This window comes from Pseudactinotalea sp. (assembly GCF_048594945.1).
Taxonomy (GTDB): domain Bacteria; phylum Actinomycetota; class Actinomycetes; order Actinomycetales; family Beutenbergiaceae; genus Pseudactinotalea.
This window is the reverse complement of record NZ_JBMDXJ010000388.1, coordinates 1-14,498: the sequence shown is the minus strand read 5'-3', so window position 1 is coordinate 14,498 and position 14,498 is coordinate 1. Positions and strand designations below refer to the sequence as shown.

Sequence of the window (14,498 nt, the reverse complement as noted above, 5' to 3'; positions counted from 1 at the left end):
CGATGCCCGCTGCTCGGCCGCGCAACCGGTTGCGGCGTCATCGAGCGTCAGGTCTGTTGCACGGTCAGTAGGGTGCGACCGTGACTCTCGACCTCGGACCAGACCCCGCCGCCGCACCGCCGCTTCGCTGGGGCATTCTCGCCGCCGGAGGGATCGCGCGGAAGTTCGCCGCCGACATCCCCGCGCACACGGCCTCGACCGTGGTGGCAGTGGGGTCGCGCTCGGCCGACCGGGCGCAGGCGTTCGCGGCCGAGCACGGCGTCGCGCGCGGGCACGGCAGCTACGAGGAGCTCGTGGCCGACCCGGAGGTCGACGCTGTCTATGTGGCCTCGCCCAACTCCGAGCACCGCGACCACGCGCTGCTGGCGATCGAGGCTGGCAAGCATGTGCTGGTGGAGAAGTCGTTCACGCAGAGCGCGGCCGAGGCTCGCGACGTGCTCGACGCCGCCCGCGAGCGCGGTGTGTTCGCGATGGAGGCGATGTGGAGCCGGTTCCTGCCGCACATGGTCGCGCTGCGCGAGGTGATCGGCTCCGGCGCGATCGGCGACGTGGTGACGCTGTACGCGAGCCACAGCCAGGCGATCTCGCACGTTCCGCGGATGGCACAGCTCGAGCTGGGCGGCGGCGCACTGCTCGACCTCGGGATCTACCCGGTGGCGTTCGCGTTCGACATCCTCGGTGAACCCACAGCCGTGCACGCCTCCGGGCAGCTCACCGACGCTGGCGTCGACGCCACCCTCGCGATCACGTTCACCTACGAGCGGGCGGTCGCGCAGCTGTCCTCGACCATGGTGGTACGCGGGCACAACATGGCCGAGATCGCCGGAACCGCAGGCCGGATCACCATCGATGCCACGTTCTTCGCACCCACCGCGTTCACCGTGCACCCGCACGAGGGCGAGCCGTGGACGATCGCCCCGGAGGTCACCGGCGGGTTCCAGTACCAGGCAGCCGAGGTGGCACGCCGCGTGCACGCAGGCGATCTCGAGTCGCCGCTACGCCCCTGGTCCGAGATCCTCGGCACGCAGGCAGCAATGGACGAGATCCGCCGCCAGGTCGGGATGGTGCTGCCAGGCGAGTAGCACGCGTGCGGTGCGGATCCGACGCACCAGGTGCGTCGGATTCACACCGCGGCGGCGTGTGGCGGACGCCGGGCGATGACGTAGCCCTGGGGTTGTGGCTCCATCTCCAGCGGCGGGCGCCTACCCCAGAACACCGGCTCCAACCCGACCTCGGCCAGCCGCGCCTCCACCTCCGCCTGGCTGTGCCACCAGATGTCGAACCCGATGCCGAGGCCGAGCTGCTCGCCCCCTCGTCGCGGCGAGTCGTCACCCTGCTTGTAGGCCACCGCGAGGTAGCCGCCCGGGGTGAGCACGCGGGCGATCTCCGCGAACGCCTGCTGGCGCGGCCCCGGCGGCAGGTACATCATCGAGTACCAGCACACAGCGCCGGCGAGGCTCCCGTCAGCGAACGGCAGCGACACCATGTCCCCGACCTCGACCTGGAATCCCGGATAGTCGCGCTGGGCCACCCGCACCATCTCAGGCGACAGGTCGACGCCACGAGGCTCCAGCCCGAGCGATGCCAGGTAGGTGAGCAGCCGCCCGGTCCCGCATCCGATGTCTCCGACCCGCACCCTATTCGTGCGGCGCACCAAGTCGGCGAACAGCCCGAGCAGCGCTTGCTCGATCGGCATCTCGTCAAGCAGCCCGGCGAGCCGCTCCGCGTAGACCGGCGCCAGCACGTCGTGGGCATTCCTGAGCTCTCGGGTAGCCGCATCGTCTCGCACGCTCAGGAGCGTAGGGGAGCCGCACATCCTTCGGCCCGAAGACCCCTCGCACGCGGGTGACAGCAGTGTGTAAGTAGCCGTCCCTAGCGTCGATCGCGTCTACTCACCCGACAAGGAGAACGACATGACACGCACGATCGCCAGCACGAAGCTCACTCGCCTCCTCGCGGCGGCGGCTCTTGCGCTGACAACGATGGCAGGTAGTGCCGCATCCGCCAGTGCGGCGCCAACGGTGACCGCAGCACCGACGGCCGTACAGGCTGAGGTCGACCCGACCGGCGTCGGCGGTGGCGTCGGAGGCTGGACCTACTTCAGCTGGTACTGGACCGCCGCGAACTGCAACAACGCAGGAAGCAACGGCCTCCGGATCGGCGCGTGGCGAGCCTACGACTGCCGCGGCGACTGGCACACGACGTACGACCTGTACGTCCTGCGATGACCTGACGGCGATGCCTGCGAGGATCCGATTCGTGACCACGAGTCGGATCCTCGCCGCGACCGGCGGGTCACGCCTTTGATCTGCTCTTGGTGCTGGTCCGCTTCGCACCCCGCGCCGGGCGCTTCGCCGGGCCGGCCGCGCGCTTCTCGGCGAGGATCTCGTACGCGCGCTCCTTGGTGAGCGTCTCGAGCGGGTCGCCCTTGCGGAGCGTGGCATTGGTGGTGCCGTCGGTGACATAGGCGCCGAAGCGACCGTCCTTGACGACCACCGGCTTGCCCGAGACCGGGTCCTCGCCGAACTCGGCCAGCGGCGGCTTGGCGGTGCCGGCACCGCGGCCGCGCTTGGGCTGGGCGTAGATCGCCAGCGCCTGCTCGAGCGTGATGTCGAACAACTGCTGCTCGGTCTCCAGACTGCGGGAGTCGGTGCCCTTCTTCAGGTACGGCCCGTAGCGCCCGTTCTGCGCGGTGATGTCGACCTGCTTGGCCTCGTCACCCTCGCCCTCGGTGACGGTGCCGACCACGCGGGGCAGCGACAGCAGCTTGAGCGCGGCCTCGAGGTCCACGCTCTCCACCGACATGTCCTTGAACAGCGACGCCGTGCGCGGCTTGGGCTTGGCGGCCTTGCCCTTGCCCTTCTTCGGCTTCTCGGCCTCGCCCTCGGTCGGTTCCGGCAGGATCTCCGTCACATACGGACCGAATCGGCCGTTCTTGACCACGATCTCGTGTCCGGACTCCGGGTCGGTGCCGAGCGGTCGGCCGTCGTCACCCGTGGTCGCGGCCTGCTCCATCAGCTCGCGGGCGCGCTCGGGCGTCAGCTCGTCGGGGGCCAGTTCCTCCGGCACGCTCGCCCGCTTCGGGGTCTCGCCCTCGGGCGCAGGAACCGCTGACTCCAGGTAGGGCCCGTACCGACCCACCCGCAGCACGATGTCGTCACCCAGCGGGATCGAGTTGACCTGCCGCGCATCGATCTCGGCGGCGTCGGCCACCATGTCCTTGAGGCCCTCGTCGCCGTCACGGCCGAAGTAGAACCCGGTCAGCCAGTCCACCCGGTCCCGCTCGCCCTGCGCGATCGAGTCGAGGTCGGCCTCCATGCCGGCAGTGAAGTCGTAGTCGATCAGCCGCGCGTAGTTCTCCTCGATCAGCCGCGTCACGGCGAACGCGAGCCAGGTTGGCACGAGCGCCTGCCCGCGGCGGTCCACGTAGCCGCGGTCGGTGATCGTCGAGATCGTGGAGGCGTAGGTGCTCGGTCGCCCGATTCCCCGCTCCTCCAGCGCCTTGACCAGGCTCGCCTCGGTGTACCGGGGCGGCGGCGAGGTCTCGTGGCCTTCGGCGGCGAGATCCTCGGCGGTCAGCGGTGCACCCTCGGCCACGTCCGGCAGGCGAGTCTCCTTGTCGGAGGCGTCGCCGTACCGCTCCACGTCGCGACCCTCCTCGTACGCGGCGAGGAACCCGCGGAACGTGATCACGGTGCCCGAGGCTCCGAACTCGGCGTCCTGCCCGGTCGCGGCTGTCGCACCCAACCTGATGGTCGCCGTCGAGCCCTTCGCGTCGGCCATCTGCGAGGCCACGGTGCGCTTCCAGATCAGCTCGTAGAGCTTGAACTGGTCACCGGAGAGCTCTCGGGAGACCTGGCCCGGGGTGCGGAACGAGTCACCGGCGGGCCGGATCGCCTCGTGCGCCTCCTGCGCGCCCTTGGCGGCTTTGCCGTAGAAGCGGGGCTTCTCGGGGATGAAGTCCGCGCCGTACAGCTCGGTCGCCTGCCGGCGCGCAGCCGCGATCGCCTGGCTCGACAACGCCGAGGAGTCGGTGCGCATGTAGGTGATGTAGCCGTTCTCGTACAGCCCCTGCGCGGTGCGCATGGTCTGGTTCGAGCTCCATCGCAGCTTGCGTGAGGCCTCCTGCTGCAGCGTGGAGGTGGTGAACGGCGCCGCCGGACGGCGGGTGTAGGGCTTGGTCTCGACACTTCTGACGGCGAAGGCCGCCTCCTGCAGTGCGCTCACCAACGAGGTCGCGGCCTGTTCATCGAGGGCCACCGCGTTCTTCGCCTTCAGCGACCCGTCGTCGGCGAAGTCCCGCCCCTGCGCGACCTTGACGCCGTCGAGCGTCATCAGGCGGGCCGGGAACGTGGGCGAGCCGTCGTGGCTGAACTGGCCACGCAGGTCCCAGTAGGAGGCCTTGACGAACGCCATCCGCTCGCGCTCGCGGTCCACCACCATCCGGGTCGCGACCGACTGCACGCGCCCTGCGCTCAGCCCTTGACGCACCTTGCGCCAGAGCACCGGCGAGATCTCGTAGCCGTACAACCGGTCGAGGATGCGGCGGGTCTCCTGGGCGTCGACCAGCCGGTCGTCGATGTCCCGCGTCGCGCCGAGAGCGCGCTCGATCGCCTCCCGGGTGATCTCGTGGAACACCATCCGCTTGACCGGGACCTTGGGCTTGAGGGTCTCCAGCAGGTGCCAGGCGATCGCCTCGCCCTCGCGGTCCTCATCGGTGGCGAGGTAGAGCTCGTCGGCGTCCTTGAGGAGCTTCTTGAGCTCGGCGACCTTCTTCTTCTTGTCCGGGTAGACCACGTAGTAGGGGTCGAACCCGTTCTCCACGTCGACCGCGAACTTCTTGTACGGCCCCTTCTTCATCTCCGCCGGCAGCTCCGAGGGCTGCGGGAGGTCACGGATGTGGCCCACGCTCGCCTCGACGTCGAAGTCCTTGCCCAGGTACCCCGCGATCGTGCGGGCCTTGGCCGGCGACTCGACGATGACGAGCTTGCGTCCTGCCACGCGTGATCTCCTTCCCGGCTCTCGTTCGAGGCCGGTTCGTTCGATTCCCGACGGCGGCGCTCCCCGCCCGGATGTCGGTTCCGGTGCGCTCTCGGTGCCGGACTGTACCCGAGCGGGCTCGGGTTCCGTTCCCCGAGAGGGTTCCGGAAGGTCTGTCAGCGCCTCAGAGCGGGTCCGCCTGAGGCCGCGGGTGATGCGGTCGGAGCCGGAGCATCATCGCGAGAGTGAAGAACGCGACGGCGGCCACACCGAGCACCGAGCCCAGGAACGCGACCTGATAGCCGAGATCGGTGGTGATGGGGGCGCGGACCGCAGTCGCGGCCAATGCACCTCCGCCGAGCCCGAGGCAGATCGTGCCGAGCACCGTGAGGATCCGCAGCGGGATCTTCACGAGCGCACGGGGCGGGTTGCCGCCCGAACCGGACTCGCCGTGACGCTGCGCGATCGCCGCCAGCACGGTCTCGGCAAGGAAGTACCAGAGCGCGGCGATGAGCATCGCTGCCACCACGTCCGAGGCCCGGTGCCAGGCGGCCACCTCGTTACCGATCATCGTCGAGATGCCGAGCACTGCAGCGAGAAAGGCCCCGAGCACCGCCGCCGGCGGTCGCCACCGGATCGGGAGCACGAGGAGCGCGGTCGCCGCAACCGAGGCGGCCACGGTGGCGTGACCGGAAGGAAACGAGTTGAGCACGATCGGGGAGGCATCCTCGACCGGCCGCTCCAGCACCTCTTTCAGTACCTGTGTGGTGAGGTTCGCTCCGACCAGCACCACGATCGCCGCGATCGCGATCGACCAGCGCTTCTGCACGAGCGCGATCAGCACCGCAGCGATCACCACGATCACGACCGACGGCACGGTCACGGCGTCCAGTAGCAGCCCCGTGACGTCCGAGAGGGAGTCCCGGGTCTCGCGGGACCCGATGCGTGCCGCCTCCTCGACCATCTGGCCGCGGGGGGTGACCACGAACAGCCGCCACGTGACGACGACCAGCAGCAGGCTCACCACAGCGGCGATGGCCGGTGCCAGCACGCCCGGTGCCAGCGCCCGAGTGCCGGGGGATGCTGCGCCACCGCTCGGCCGCTGCACCGCCACATCGCCCTCGTTCACGCCGACACCGTAACGGTTCGACGGCTCGGTCGTCTCATCAGTGCGGCGCACCGGGGTGGCTGGCCGGGTGGCCGATGTGCTCGACCTTCTCGCTGTGGGCGAGCAGAGCGTCGTAGTCGACCGCAGCGCCGCGGAGGAGCATCTCGATGGCGCCGGCCGCTTCGGCCCCGGTCAGGTGGTGCTCACCGAACGCTGCGCGGTGGTGCACGAGCGCTCCGACCAGGTCGAGGAGCAGATCACGGTCGGTCTCCTCCCGCAGGTCACCCCTCGCGACAGCGCGCTCGAGCGTGCGACCGACCGCGGCCCGCGCCGGATCGACGACCGTTGCGGCGTAGCGCGACCTCAGCTCAGGATCGGCAGCGCACTCGGCGTAGAGCGCCGTGAGGATCTCGGGGCGGATGGTGCGATAGGCCTCGAGGAAGACCCCGAAGCCTTCGTCCAGGTCGCAGAGCGTGCAGCCTGTGTCCGGCGGCTCCGGAACAGCGAGCCTCGTGGCGATCGCCGCCAGCACCAGGTGCGCACGGCCCGGCCATCGGCGATAGATCGCCGGTCGTGAGGTCTCGGCGCGTCGCGCGACTTCCTCGATCGCGAGCGCGTCGTACGGCGAGGTCTCGAGCAGCTCGAGCGTCGCCGTCAGCACGGCGTCGCCGATCCGAGGGTCTCGCGGCCGACCACCGGCGGTGGTCGATGCACGTTCGGTAGCCATGTGGGGAATGCTACGGTAGCGTTACACTCGTAACGTAACACTATGTAGCCCGGAACCCGGAGACGCCCCATGACCGGTCACGAGGACCTGATCCAGGAACGCCCACCCGAGGCTCGAGCCACGCGGCTGGAGTGGGCAGGCCTCCTCTTGCTGCTGCTCCCGATGCTCGTGCTCGCGACAGACCTCACGGTTCTCTTCTTCGCGATGCCGACGCTCAGCGCGGCCTTGCACCCGACTGCGACACAGTCGCTGTGGATCACCCACGTGTACGGCTTCGTCATCGCCGGCTTCCTCGTCACGATGGGGCGCCTGAGCGACCGTGTCGGCCCTCGCCGACTGCTGCTGATCGGGTCCGCGGCCTTCGCAGGCTTCTCGGTGCTCGCTGCCTTCTCCACCACGCCGATGATGCTCATCGTGGCGCGCGCGCTGATGGGCGTAGCGGGCGCCACCCTGATGCCGTCGCTGTTCTCGCTGCTGCGGACGATGTTCCGCGACGATGCGCAGCGCCGCCTCGCCATCGCGATCATGTTCAGTGGGTTCACCGCGGGCGGGGCGATCGGACCTGTGCTCGGCGGCGTCCTGCTCGAGTTCTTCTGGTGGGGCTCGGTCTTCCTCATCAACGTGCCACTGCTGCTGGCGCTCCTGCTCGCAGGGCCGGTGCTCCTCCCGCAGCGGTCGGACACGCGGTCCGCATCAGGCTCGGTGGACGCCGCGAGCGTGCTGATGTCCGTGCTCGGAGTGCTCGCGCTCGTGTACGGGCTGCAGGAGCTCGCGGCCGCGGCCGATAGCGGTGCGGCTCGCACCAGGGCGCTCGTGGTCGCGGTCGCCGGCCTGGCCGCGCTGATCCTGTTCGTGCGGCGGCAGCGGCGTCTTCGCGACCCTCTGCTCGACCTCGCTGTCCTCGCTGATCGCCGCATCGCCACGTCGCTCGCGACACTTCTGCTGGTCGGCGTCGGCGTGGTGGGGATCTTCTTCCTGTTCACGCAGTACCTGCAGTGGGTCGTGGATCTCTCGCCGCTGGAGGCCGGGTTCTGGACGGTGCCCTACATCGTCGTCAACATCGCGGGTGCGCTGATCGCACCTCGCCTTGCCTCGACCCTGCGCCCGCCTGTCGTCATCGCAGGCGGGTTGATCGTCGTCGCGATCGGGGCGGCGATCCTCGTCGTGGTCGCTGACGCCGGCACACCAGCCGGGATCCTCGTCGCCGGGTCTGCGGTCATCGCGTTCGGGCACGGGCTGGCGATGGCGCTCGTGAGTGACCAGATCATCTCGAACGCTCCCGCGGAGCGGGCCGGATCCGCAGCGGCGGCTCAGGAGGTCGGCGGTGAGCTCGGGTCCGCAGCAGGGATCGCACTCGGCGGCACGGTCGTACTCGTCGTCTACAGGATGTCGATGGCTGCCCACCTCCCACCCTCGACGCCCCCGTGGGCCCGGGCAGCCGCGGGTGCCAGCCCACCGGACGGGATCCTGACCGCCGAACGGCTCGCGTCGGACGGAGCAGCCCTGCTGACGGTGGTCCGTGACGCGGTCGCTTCCGGCCTGCGTGCCTATGCGGGCGTGGGCATGGCGCTGACCGTCATCGCCGCCACGCTGGTCATCACCGTGCTGGCGAGGCGGCGCGACGCACCAACGGAGACCTGAGCGAGAGCATCAGCCCTCACGGCAGCGTGAGCTGGCCGTCGACGAGCAGCTCCCGCACCGCAGGCAGCACCGACGCGCGCACCTCGCCCACGGGCTCCTCCAGCAGCACCGCGACGCCCGCTGTGATCTGCCCGAGCGTGAGGTCGCCGTCGCAGGCACCGACCACCGCCGCCAGCAACGTGTCCGCGCGCACCACGCGCCCCAAGCCGCCGCCCTGGCGCAGCAGGATCACGCTCGGGTCGGGCTCGCCAGGCAGGTGGTGACGTTCTTCGGTCACGTCGGCGGCGACCACGGGCGCCAGCTCGAGCACCGCCTCCTCACTGAGCCCGCCCAGCAGGTCGGTCACCCGCAGTGAGGCCGCCACCCGCTCCCCCAGCGCCGGCCCCACCGGCCCGTCGACCTCCTCCAACCGGTGCTGGCGAGCACCGCCGGCGACCATCGGTTTGCGCAGCACGAGATAGCCGAAGCCGATCCCGCTGACCTGACGGGCAGCGAAGTCGGCCATCCACGCCTCGGCAGCGGCCTCCCAGGCCGCGCGGTCGCGCTCGGGTGAGATCCCGCCGTCGCGAAGCCAGGTCTCGGCGTAGTGAGCCGGGTCGAGGACCTCGCGCTGGACCACCCAGCCGTCGAGGCCGCTGGCATCGAGCCACTCGGTGACGCGCTCTGTCCAGCGGCGGCCGCGCGGGATCTCCCAGTTACCGAGCATCTGCACCAGCCCACCGGGCGCGAGCACGCTGCCCACCGAGGTGACCAGGTCGCGCACGAGGTCATCGCCCGCGCGGCCGCCGTCGCGGTAGGTGTAGGTGGCGAGCGCGCCCGACCGCGGGGTGATGACGAACGGCGGGTTGGTGACCACGAGGTCGAAGCGCTCGTCCGCGACGGGTTCGAGCATCGAGCCCTCGCGCAGGTCCACCTCGACCGCGTTGAGCATCGCGTTGAAGCGGGCGTACGCCAGAGCGCGCGTGGAGATGTCGGTGCCGGTGACCGTGTCGGCGTGCGCGCTCAGCATGAGCGCCTGCACCCCGCAGCCGGTGCCGAGGTCGAGCGCCCGCGCCACCGGGGTGCGCACGGTCAGCTCGGCCAGCGTGCGGGAGGCGCCGCCGACCCCGAGCACGTGGTCCGGCTCCACCGGGCGGTCCGTGGTCGAGGAGTCCTGGTCGGACGCGAGCCACCACGCGCGGTCGCCGATGTCGATGGGGCGGATGTCGGTGACGCCGCGGGCGGTCTCGCCGTCCGTGGCCACCAGCCCGAGCTGTCGCGCTCCCTCGACGCCGAGACTCGGCAGGGCGCGCTCGGCGACGGCGTGCGGGACCGGGTCTCCGAGCGTGAGCAGTCGCGCCAGCGTGGCGGCAGGATCGTCGCTGGCTCTCGCGGCGAGCACCGCCGGCAACCCGTTCTCGCGGTCGAGGGCCGCGACCGCGCTCCCCCCGAGAACATCGGCGAGATGCCCGACGGCGTAGCGCGCCTTCTCGAGGTCGGCTCGCAGTCGCTCGACGAGGGTGGGGTCGGTCGCGGGAGGCTTCACACGCTCACCCTAGGAGCACGCGCCCCGACGAGATCGTCACTGTGGCGCGAGATCGTGTGCGTGCGCTGACGTGCTCGCGCCGGAGTGACGATCTCGTCAGCGGCCGGACACAGCGCGGGCGGCAGCGGCGGCTGCGCGGTCGGCCCACGTCGGGCGGTCGCCGTAGCGCTGCGGCGGGATCAGCCGACCGTCGGCGGAGTCGGCGAGGAACGTCGCGAGCCGGTCGGCGCGGGTCTGCTCGCGTTTGGCTCCGTTCAGCCAGTTGATCACGGCGCGCCGGTACGACGGCGTGGCCTGCTCCCAGAAGGCGCTCGCCGCCGCGTCGCTCGCCAGGGCCGCCGCCTGCTCGGGTGTGAGCTCCTCGGCGGGGTTCTCGTAGGAGTAGACACCGGACCGTTCCGCGGTCCGGCGCTCGAACGCCGCGAGGCCGGCCGGGTGCATCCGGCCCTCGGCCTGCAGCCGCTCGACGTGGGCGATGTTGACGGCGCTCCAGTTCGAGGCGGGCTTGCGGGGTGTCCAGCGCTGCCGGCGCGAGTCGGCGTCGATGCGCTGGCTCACCGAGTCGATCCAACCGAAGCACAGCGCCTCGGGCACCGCCTGCGCCCAGGTGAGGCCACGGTCGGGCACGTGCTTGCCGTTCAACCCCATCCAGAGCTCGCTCGCCGTGGCGTGGTTGGCCTCCAACCAGGCACGGAACTCCTCGGGCCCGGTGAAGAAGATGGCCGGCCGCTCGTCGCTGCCGCCGGGTCGTCCGATCTGCGGTTCCTTCATGAGAGCCCTCTCAGAGTTCGTTCATCCCGATCTCATCGCCGGGCAGCAATCTCGTCATTCGTTCGACACCCTGCCCCACGGAAGACCACGAGGTGTGCCATGAGCCGAGCGCGACGCGTCGCCCTCTTCTCGCACGACAGTCAAGGCCTTGGCCACATTCGACGCAACATCGAGATCGCTGCAGCACTCGGCCGCGCCGATGCGGGCACCGAGACGCTGCTGATCAGTGGCGCACCTGGAGCCGAGGCGCTCGCGCTGCCGCCGCGTGCGCGGCTGGTCCCGATCCCGGCGGTGCGCAAGGACCGGGATGGCAGCTATCTGTCCCACGCGCGCCGCGGCACCCTCGCGGACACGCTCACCGAGCGGGGTACCCGCACCAGTGCCGCGCTCGCCGAGTTCGCCCCGGACCTCGTGATCGTGGACAAGCACGCCCGCGGTCTGCACGGAGAGCTCGACGGCACGCTCGGCGACCTGTCCCGCGCCCGTGCCGCCGGGAACGGGCCGGCCATGGTGCTCGGGCTGCGCGACGTGCTCGACGATCCGGAGACCACCCGGCGCGAGTGGGTGCGAGAGGACACCACCGCGACCGTGCTCTCGCACTACGACCAGGTGTGGAGCTACGGCGATCCCGCTGTGCACGACCCGGTCGCGGCCTACGGCCTCGACGCCCTCGCGGGGCGGATCCGCTCGACCGGTTACCTGAGCGCGGGGCGCGGCTGGGAGGCCGACGGCGGTGCGAATGTCCCGGCGCAGCCGTTCGTTCTCGGGCTGCTCGGCGGAGGTCAGGACGGCGTGGAGCTGGCTCAGTCGTTCGCGGCGGCTCCGGCACCGCGCGGCTACGTGAAGGTGCTGGTCACCGGGCCGTACGTGCCCAAGCGCACGCTGCACCTGCTGCAGCGCCGGGCGGCCCGCCGCCACGACCTGCTCGTGCTCCCGTTCGTGCCCTCCACGCTCCCGCTGGTGCGGCGCGCCCGCGCGGTGGTGACGATGGGCGGCTACAACACGGTGTGCGAGGTCCTGGCCACGGGCGCTCCGGTCCTCGTGGTGCCACGTACTCGCCCCCGGCTGGAGCAGGCGATCCGCGCGCACCAGCTCGCCGCCGTCACGCATCTGGAGACGATGCACGCGAGCCTCGCGCGGCCGCCGGCGATCGCCGAGTGGCTGGCACGTGCGGTCCGCCGCAACCCCGACCCGCACCCCATCGACCTCGACGGCCTCGCCCGCATCCCCGCGCTCGCCGATGCCGTCATCACCGCACGCATCGAGGAGAACGCCCATGCCCATGTCTGACCGGATCGGGTACGTCCTCAAGATGTACCCCCGCTTCTCCGAGACCTTCGTGCTCACCGAGATGCTCGCACTCGAGGCCGCCGGCACCGATCTGGCGGTCTACTCGATGCGCCACCCCGTGGATGGCCGCTTCCACCCCGCACTGGCCGAGCTGCGGGCCCCGGTCACGTACCTGCCGGCCAAGCTCCGACCGTCTGAGCTGTGGCAGCTGCTGCGCACCCGGCAGGACACCCTCCCCGACCTCGGCGCGCACCTCGACCTGCTGCTGTCGGTGACGCCCGACGAGGCCGCCGCGGCAGCCGATCTCGCTGCGCGCGCCCGGGCCGATGGGCTCACTCACCTGCACGCCCACTTCGGCTCGACCGCCACCACCGTGGCGCGTGTCGCGGCCAGGATCGCGGGCATCGGCTACTCGTTCACGGCGCACGCGAAGGACATCTTCCACGCGGACGTGGTGCATGACGACCTCTCCGTCAAGCTGCGTGAGGCCGACTTCGTGGTCACGGTCTCGGACTACAACCTCGCCCACCTGCAGCGCACGTTCGGCGCCGACGCCGACCGTGTGATCCGGCTCTACAACGGGCTCGACCTCACGGCTTTCACACCCCACACGGGGCCACGCGAGCGCCGGGTCGCCGCCGTGGGCCGGCTGGTGGAGAAGAAGGGCTTCGGCGACCTGTTGACCGCGGCGGCGCTGCTGCGTGATGCCGGTACCCCGGTGCCGGTGGAGATCGCCGGAACCGGGCCCGAGGAGCACGCACTGCTCGCGACCCGTGATCGGCTCGGGCTGACCGAGCTCGTGACGTTCCACGGCGCGCTGCCGCAGCACCGGGTCCGGCAGCTCGTCGCCACCTCGGGCGCGTTCGCGGCCCCGTGCGTGGTCGGCACCGATGGCAACCGCGACGGGCTGCCGACCGTGCTGCTGGAGTCGATGGCGCTGGGCACCCCGGTGGTCTCCACGCCGGTGACCGGCATCCCCGAAGCGGTGCTCGACGGCGACACGGGCCTGCTCGTGCCCGAGGCCGACCCCACCGCGCTCGCCTCGGCGATCGCGCGGATCCTCGACGACGGCGCACTCGCCGACGCGCTGTCCCGCCAGGGCCGCTCGCACGTGGAGGAGCACTTCGACACAGCGCGCAACAGCGCGGCGCTCGGTCGGCTGTTCGCCCACGTGCGACAGGCTCGCCCGCTGCAGGCGGTGGTCGCGTGAGTGCCCGCGAGCTGCGTCGTGTGGTCTACGTGTGCACCGACCCAGGCATCCCAGTGTTCGGTCGCAAGGGCGCATCGGTCCACGTGCAGGCGATCCTGCGCGTGCTGCGCCGCCGCGGCGTCGAGGTCCATCTCGCCTGCACCAGGACCGGGGGCGAGGCACCCGCGGACCTGAGCGACGTCGTCGTGCACGCCCTCCCCGGTGTGCCGGGTGGCGAGCCGCGCGCCCGGGAGCTCGCTGCGCAGGCCAGCGACGCGGCGGTCGCCGACGTCCTGGCACAGATTGCCGCCGACGGCGAGATCGACCTGGTCTACGAGCGCTACGCCCTGTGGGGTCGGACCGCGACGGCGTGGGCGCTGCGACACGGGGTCCGCTCGCTCGTGGAGGTGAACGCGCCGCTGATCGACGAGCAGCGCACCCATCGGGTGCTGGTGGACGAGGCCGCCGCGACCGCTGTGGGTCACTCGGTCATGGCCACAGCCGACGGCGTCAGCTGCGTGAGTGAGGGCGTCGCCGCGTGGGTGCGGGGTCTGGTGCCGCACGCACGTGTGGCCGTGGTGCCGAACGGTGTGGATACGCGCCGGATCACCCCGGCCGCCGGCCCCGTGGTCGGCGCCCACCAGCCGATGACCGTGGGCTTCGTCGGCACCCTGAAGCCGTGGCACGGGGTGGAGCACCTGCTGGACGCCGTGGCGCTGTTGCGCGCGGACGAGCAGGACGTGCGGTGCCTCGTGGTCGGCGACGGCCCCCAGGCGACGGGCCTCGACGCCCTGGCCGAGAGCCTCGGGATCGCCTCCGCGGTCGAACGCACCGGCGCCGTGGCACCCGAGGAGATCCCGGCGCTGCTGCGCCGCATGGACGTCGCGACCGCCCCGTACCCCGGCGAGGGCACCGAGTACTTCTCACCGCTCAAGGTGTACGAATACCTGGCCGCCGGGCTCCCGGTGATCGCGAGCACCGTGGGCTCGATCCCGGCCCTGCTCGAGCACGGCCGCTGGGGCGAGCTCGTCGCGCCCGGCGACCCACGAGCCCTGGCGAGTGCGATCGCGAACCTGCGCTCCGCCGTCGGGCATCGACAGCAGATCCGAGACGAGGCACCGGGACACGCGCGACGACACGACTGGGACCACGTGCTGGCCACGTCGCTCGAGGTGATCGACGCCCGGCTGCCGGAGGGAGCGCTCGCCGATGTCGCGCGATAAGAAGCCGACCAACCTGCGCGAGGCGGTTCCCGGGCTGCGGCGCA

12 protein-coding genes are annotated in these 14,498 nt (G+C 71.2%); 6 read left to right on the top strand and 6 right to left on the bottom strand.

The features are described from left to right. Nucleotides 1-80: 80 nt before the first annotated feature. The gene (locus ACOJSN_RS17565; RefSeq protein WP_420113785.1) at nt 81-1,082 is read left to right on the top strand and encodes a Gfo/Idh/MocA family protein; all 1,002 of its coding nucleotides are present in this window, start codon (nt 81-83) and stop codon (nt 1,080-1,082) included. A gap of 41 nt (nt 1,083-1,123) precedes the next feature. Here the strand turns inward: ACOJSN_RS17565 and ACOJSN_RS17560 are convergent, their stop codons facing one another. Further along, complete coding sequence (locus tag ACOJSN_RS17560; RefSeq protein WP_420113784.1) at nt 1,124-1,789, bottom strand: class I SAM-dependent DNA methyltransferase; 666 nt, start codon at nt 1,787-1,789, stop codon at nt 1,124-1,126. A gap of 124 nt (nt 1,790-1,913) precedes the next feature. Between ACOJSN_RS17560 and ACOJSN_RS17555 the strand changes: the two genes are divergently transcribed. After that, nucleotides 1,914-2,228: a hypothetical protein gene (locus tag ACOJSN_RS17555; RefSeq protein WP_420113783.1), complete on the top strand. Its 315-nt coding sequence runs from the start codon at nt 1,914-1,916 to the stop codon at nt 2,226-2,228. Between the two features lie 67 nt (nt 2,229-2,295). Here ACOJSN_RS17555 and topA read toward each other — a convergent pair whose 3' ends face one another. The 3 genes from topA to ACOJSN_RS17540 form a co-directional block, all read right to left on the bottom strand. Continuing rightward, nucleotides 2,296-5,001, bottom strand: a complete 2,706-nt coding sequence (gene topA / locus ACOJSN_RS17550) for a type I DNA topoisomerase (protein ID WP_420113782.1) — start codon at nt 4,999-5,001, stop codon at nt 2,296-2,298. Between the two features lie 163 nt (nt 5,002-5,164). Then, the gene (locus ACOJSN_RS17545; protein ID WP_420113781.1) at nt 5,165-6,109 is read right to left on the bottom strand and encodes a phosphatase PAP2 family protein; all 945 of its coding nucleotides are present in this window, start codon (nt 6,107-6,109) and stop codon (nt 5,165-5,167) included. Between the two features lie 37 nt (nt 6,110-6,146). Further along, entirely contained in the window at nt 6,147-6,815 is a 669-nt protein-coding gene (locus tag ACOJSN_RS17540; RefSeq protein WP_420113780.1) for a TetR/AcrR family transcriptional regulator, read from the bottom strand. A 69-nt stretch (nt 6,816-6,884) separates the two neighbouring features. On the opposite strand from ACOJSN_RS17540, the gene ACOJSN_RS17535 reads away from it, so the two are divergent. Further along, the gene (locus tag ACOJSN_RS17535; RefSeq protein WP_420113779.1) at nt 6,885-8,456 is read left to right on the top strand and encodes an MFS transporter; all 1,572 of its coding nucleotides are present in this window, start codon (nt 6,885-6,887) and stop codon (nt 8,454-8,456) included. Between the two features lie 16 nt (nt 8,457-8,472). Here the strand turns inward: ACOJSN_RS17535 and ACOJSN_RS17530 are convergent, their stop codons facing one another. Then, entirely contained in the window at nt 8,473-9,981 is a 1,509-nt protein-coding gene (locus ACOJSN_RS17530; RefSeq protein ID WP_420113778.1) for a DUF7059 domain-containing protein, read from the bottom strand. A 96-nt stretch (nt 9,982-10,077) separates the two neighbouring features. Continuing rightward, nucleotides 10,078-10,752: a YdeI/OmpD-associated family protein gene (locus ACOJSN_RS17525; RefSeq protein WP_420113777.1), complete on the bottom strand. Its 675-nt coding sequence runs from the start codon at nt 10,750-10,752 to the stop codon at nt 10,078-10,080. A gap of 99 nt (nt 10,753-10,851) precedes the next feature. On the opposite strand from ACOJSN_RS17525, the gene ACOJSN_RS17520 reads away from it, so the two are divergent. Genes ACOJSN_RS17520 through ACOJSN_RS17510 form a run of 3 tightly spaced genes read left to right on the top strand, consistent with a single transcriptional unit; the run spans nt 10,852 to nt 14,454 of the window. Then, on the top strand, nt 10,852-12,042 hold the full coding sequence (locus tag ACOJSN_RS17520) for a glycosyltransferase family protein (protein ID WP_420113776.1): 1,191 nt from the start codon (nt 10,852-10,854) through the stop codon (nt 12,040-12,042). Then, nucleotides 12,029-13,252, top strand: a complete 1,224-nt coding sequence (locus ACOJSN_RS17515; protein ID WP_420113775.1) for a glycosyltransferase family 4 protein — start codon at nt 12,029-12,031, stop codon at nt 13,250-13,252. Before ACOJSN_RS17520 ends, ACOJSN_RS17515 begins: the two co-directional genes overlap by 14 nt. Next, on the top strand, nt 13,249-14,454 hold the full coding sequence (locus ACOJSN_RS17510) for a glycosyltransferase family 4 protein (RefSeq protein WP_420113774.1): 1,206 nt from the start codon (nt 13,249-13,251) through the stop codon (nt 14,452-14,454). The genes ACOJSN_RS17515 and ACOJSN_RS17510 overlap by 4 nt, the downstream gene beginning before the upstream one ends. Nucleotides 14,455-14,498 lie beyond the last annotated feature (44 nt).

Bases quoted from the DNA above. Each gene is read 5' to 3' on its own strand.
- ACOJSN_RS17555 (WP_420113783.1), top strand. From the start codon at position 1,914: ATGACACGCACGATCGCCAGCACGAAGCTCACTCGCCTCCTCGCGGCG.
- ACOJSN_RS17540 (WP_420113780.1), bottom strand. From the start codon at position 6,815: ATGGCTACCGAACGTGCATCGACCACCGCCGGTGGTCGGCCGCGAGAC.
- ACOJSN_RS17535 (WP_420113779.1), top strand. From the start codon at position 6,885: ATGACCGGTCACGAGGACCTGATCCAGGAACGCCCACCCGAGGCTCGA.
- ACOJSN_RS17525 (WP_420113777.1), bottom strand. From the start codon at position 10,752: ATGAAGGAACCGCAGATCGGACGACCCGGCGGCAGCGACGAGCGGCCG.
- ACOJSN_RS17520 (WP_420113776.1), top strand. From the start codon at position 10,852: ATGAGCCGAGCGCGACGCGTCGCCCTCTTCTCGCACGACAGTCAAGGC.
- ACOJSN_RS17515 (WP_420113775.1), top strand. From the start codon at position 12,029: ATGCCCATGTCTGACCGGATCGGGTACGTCCTCAAGATGTACCCCCGC.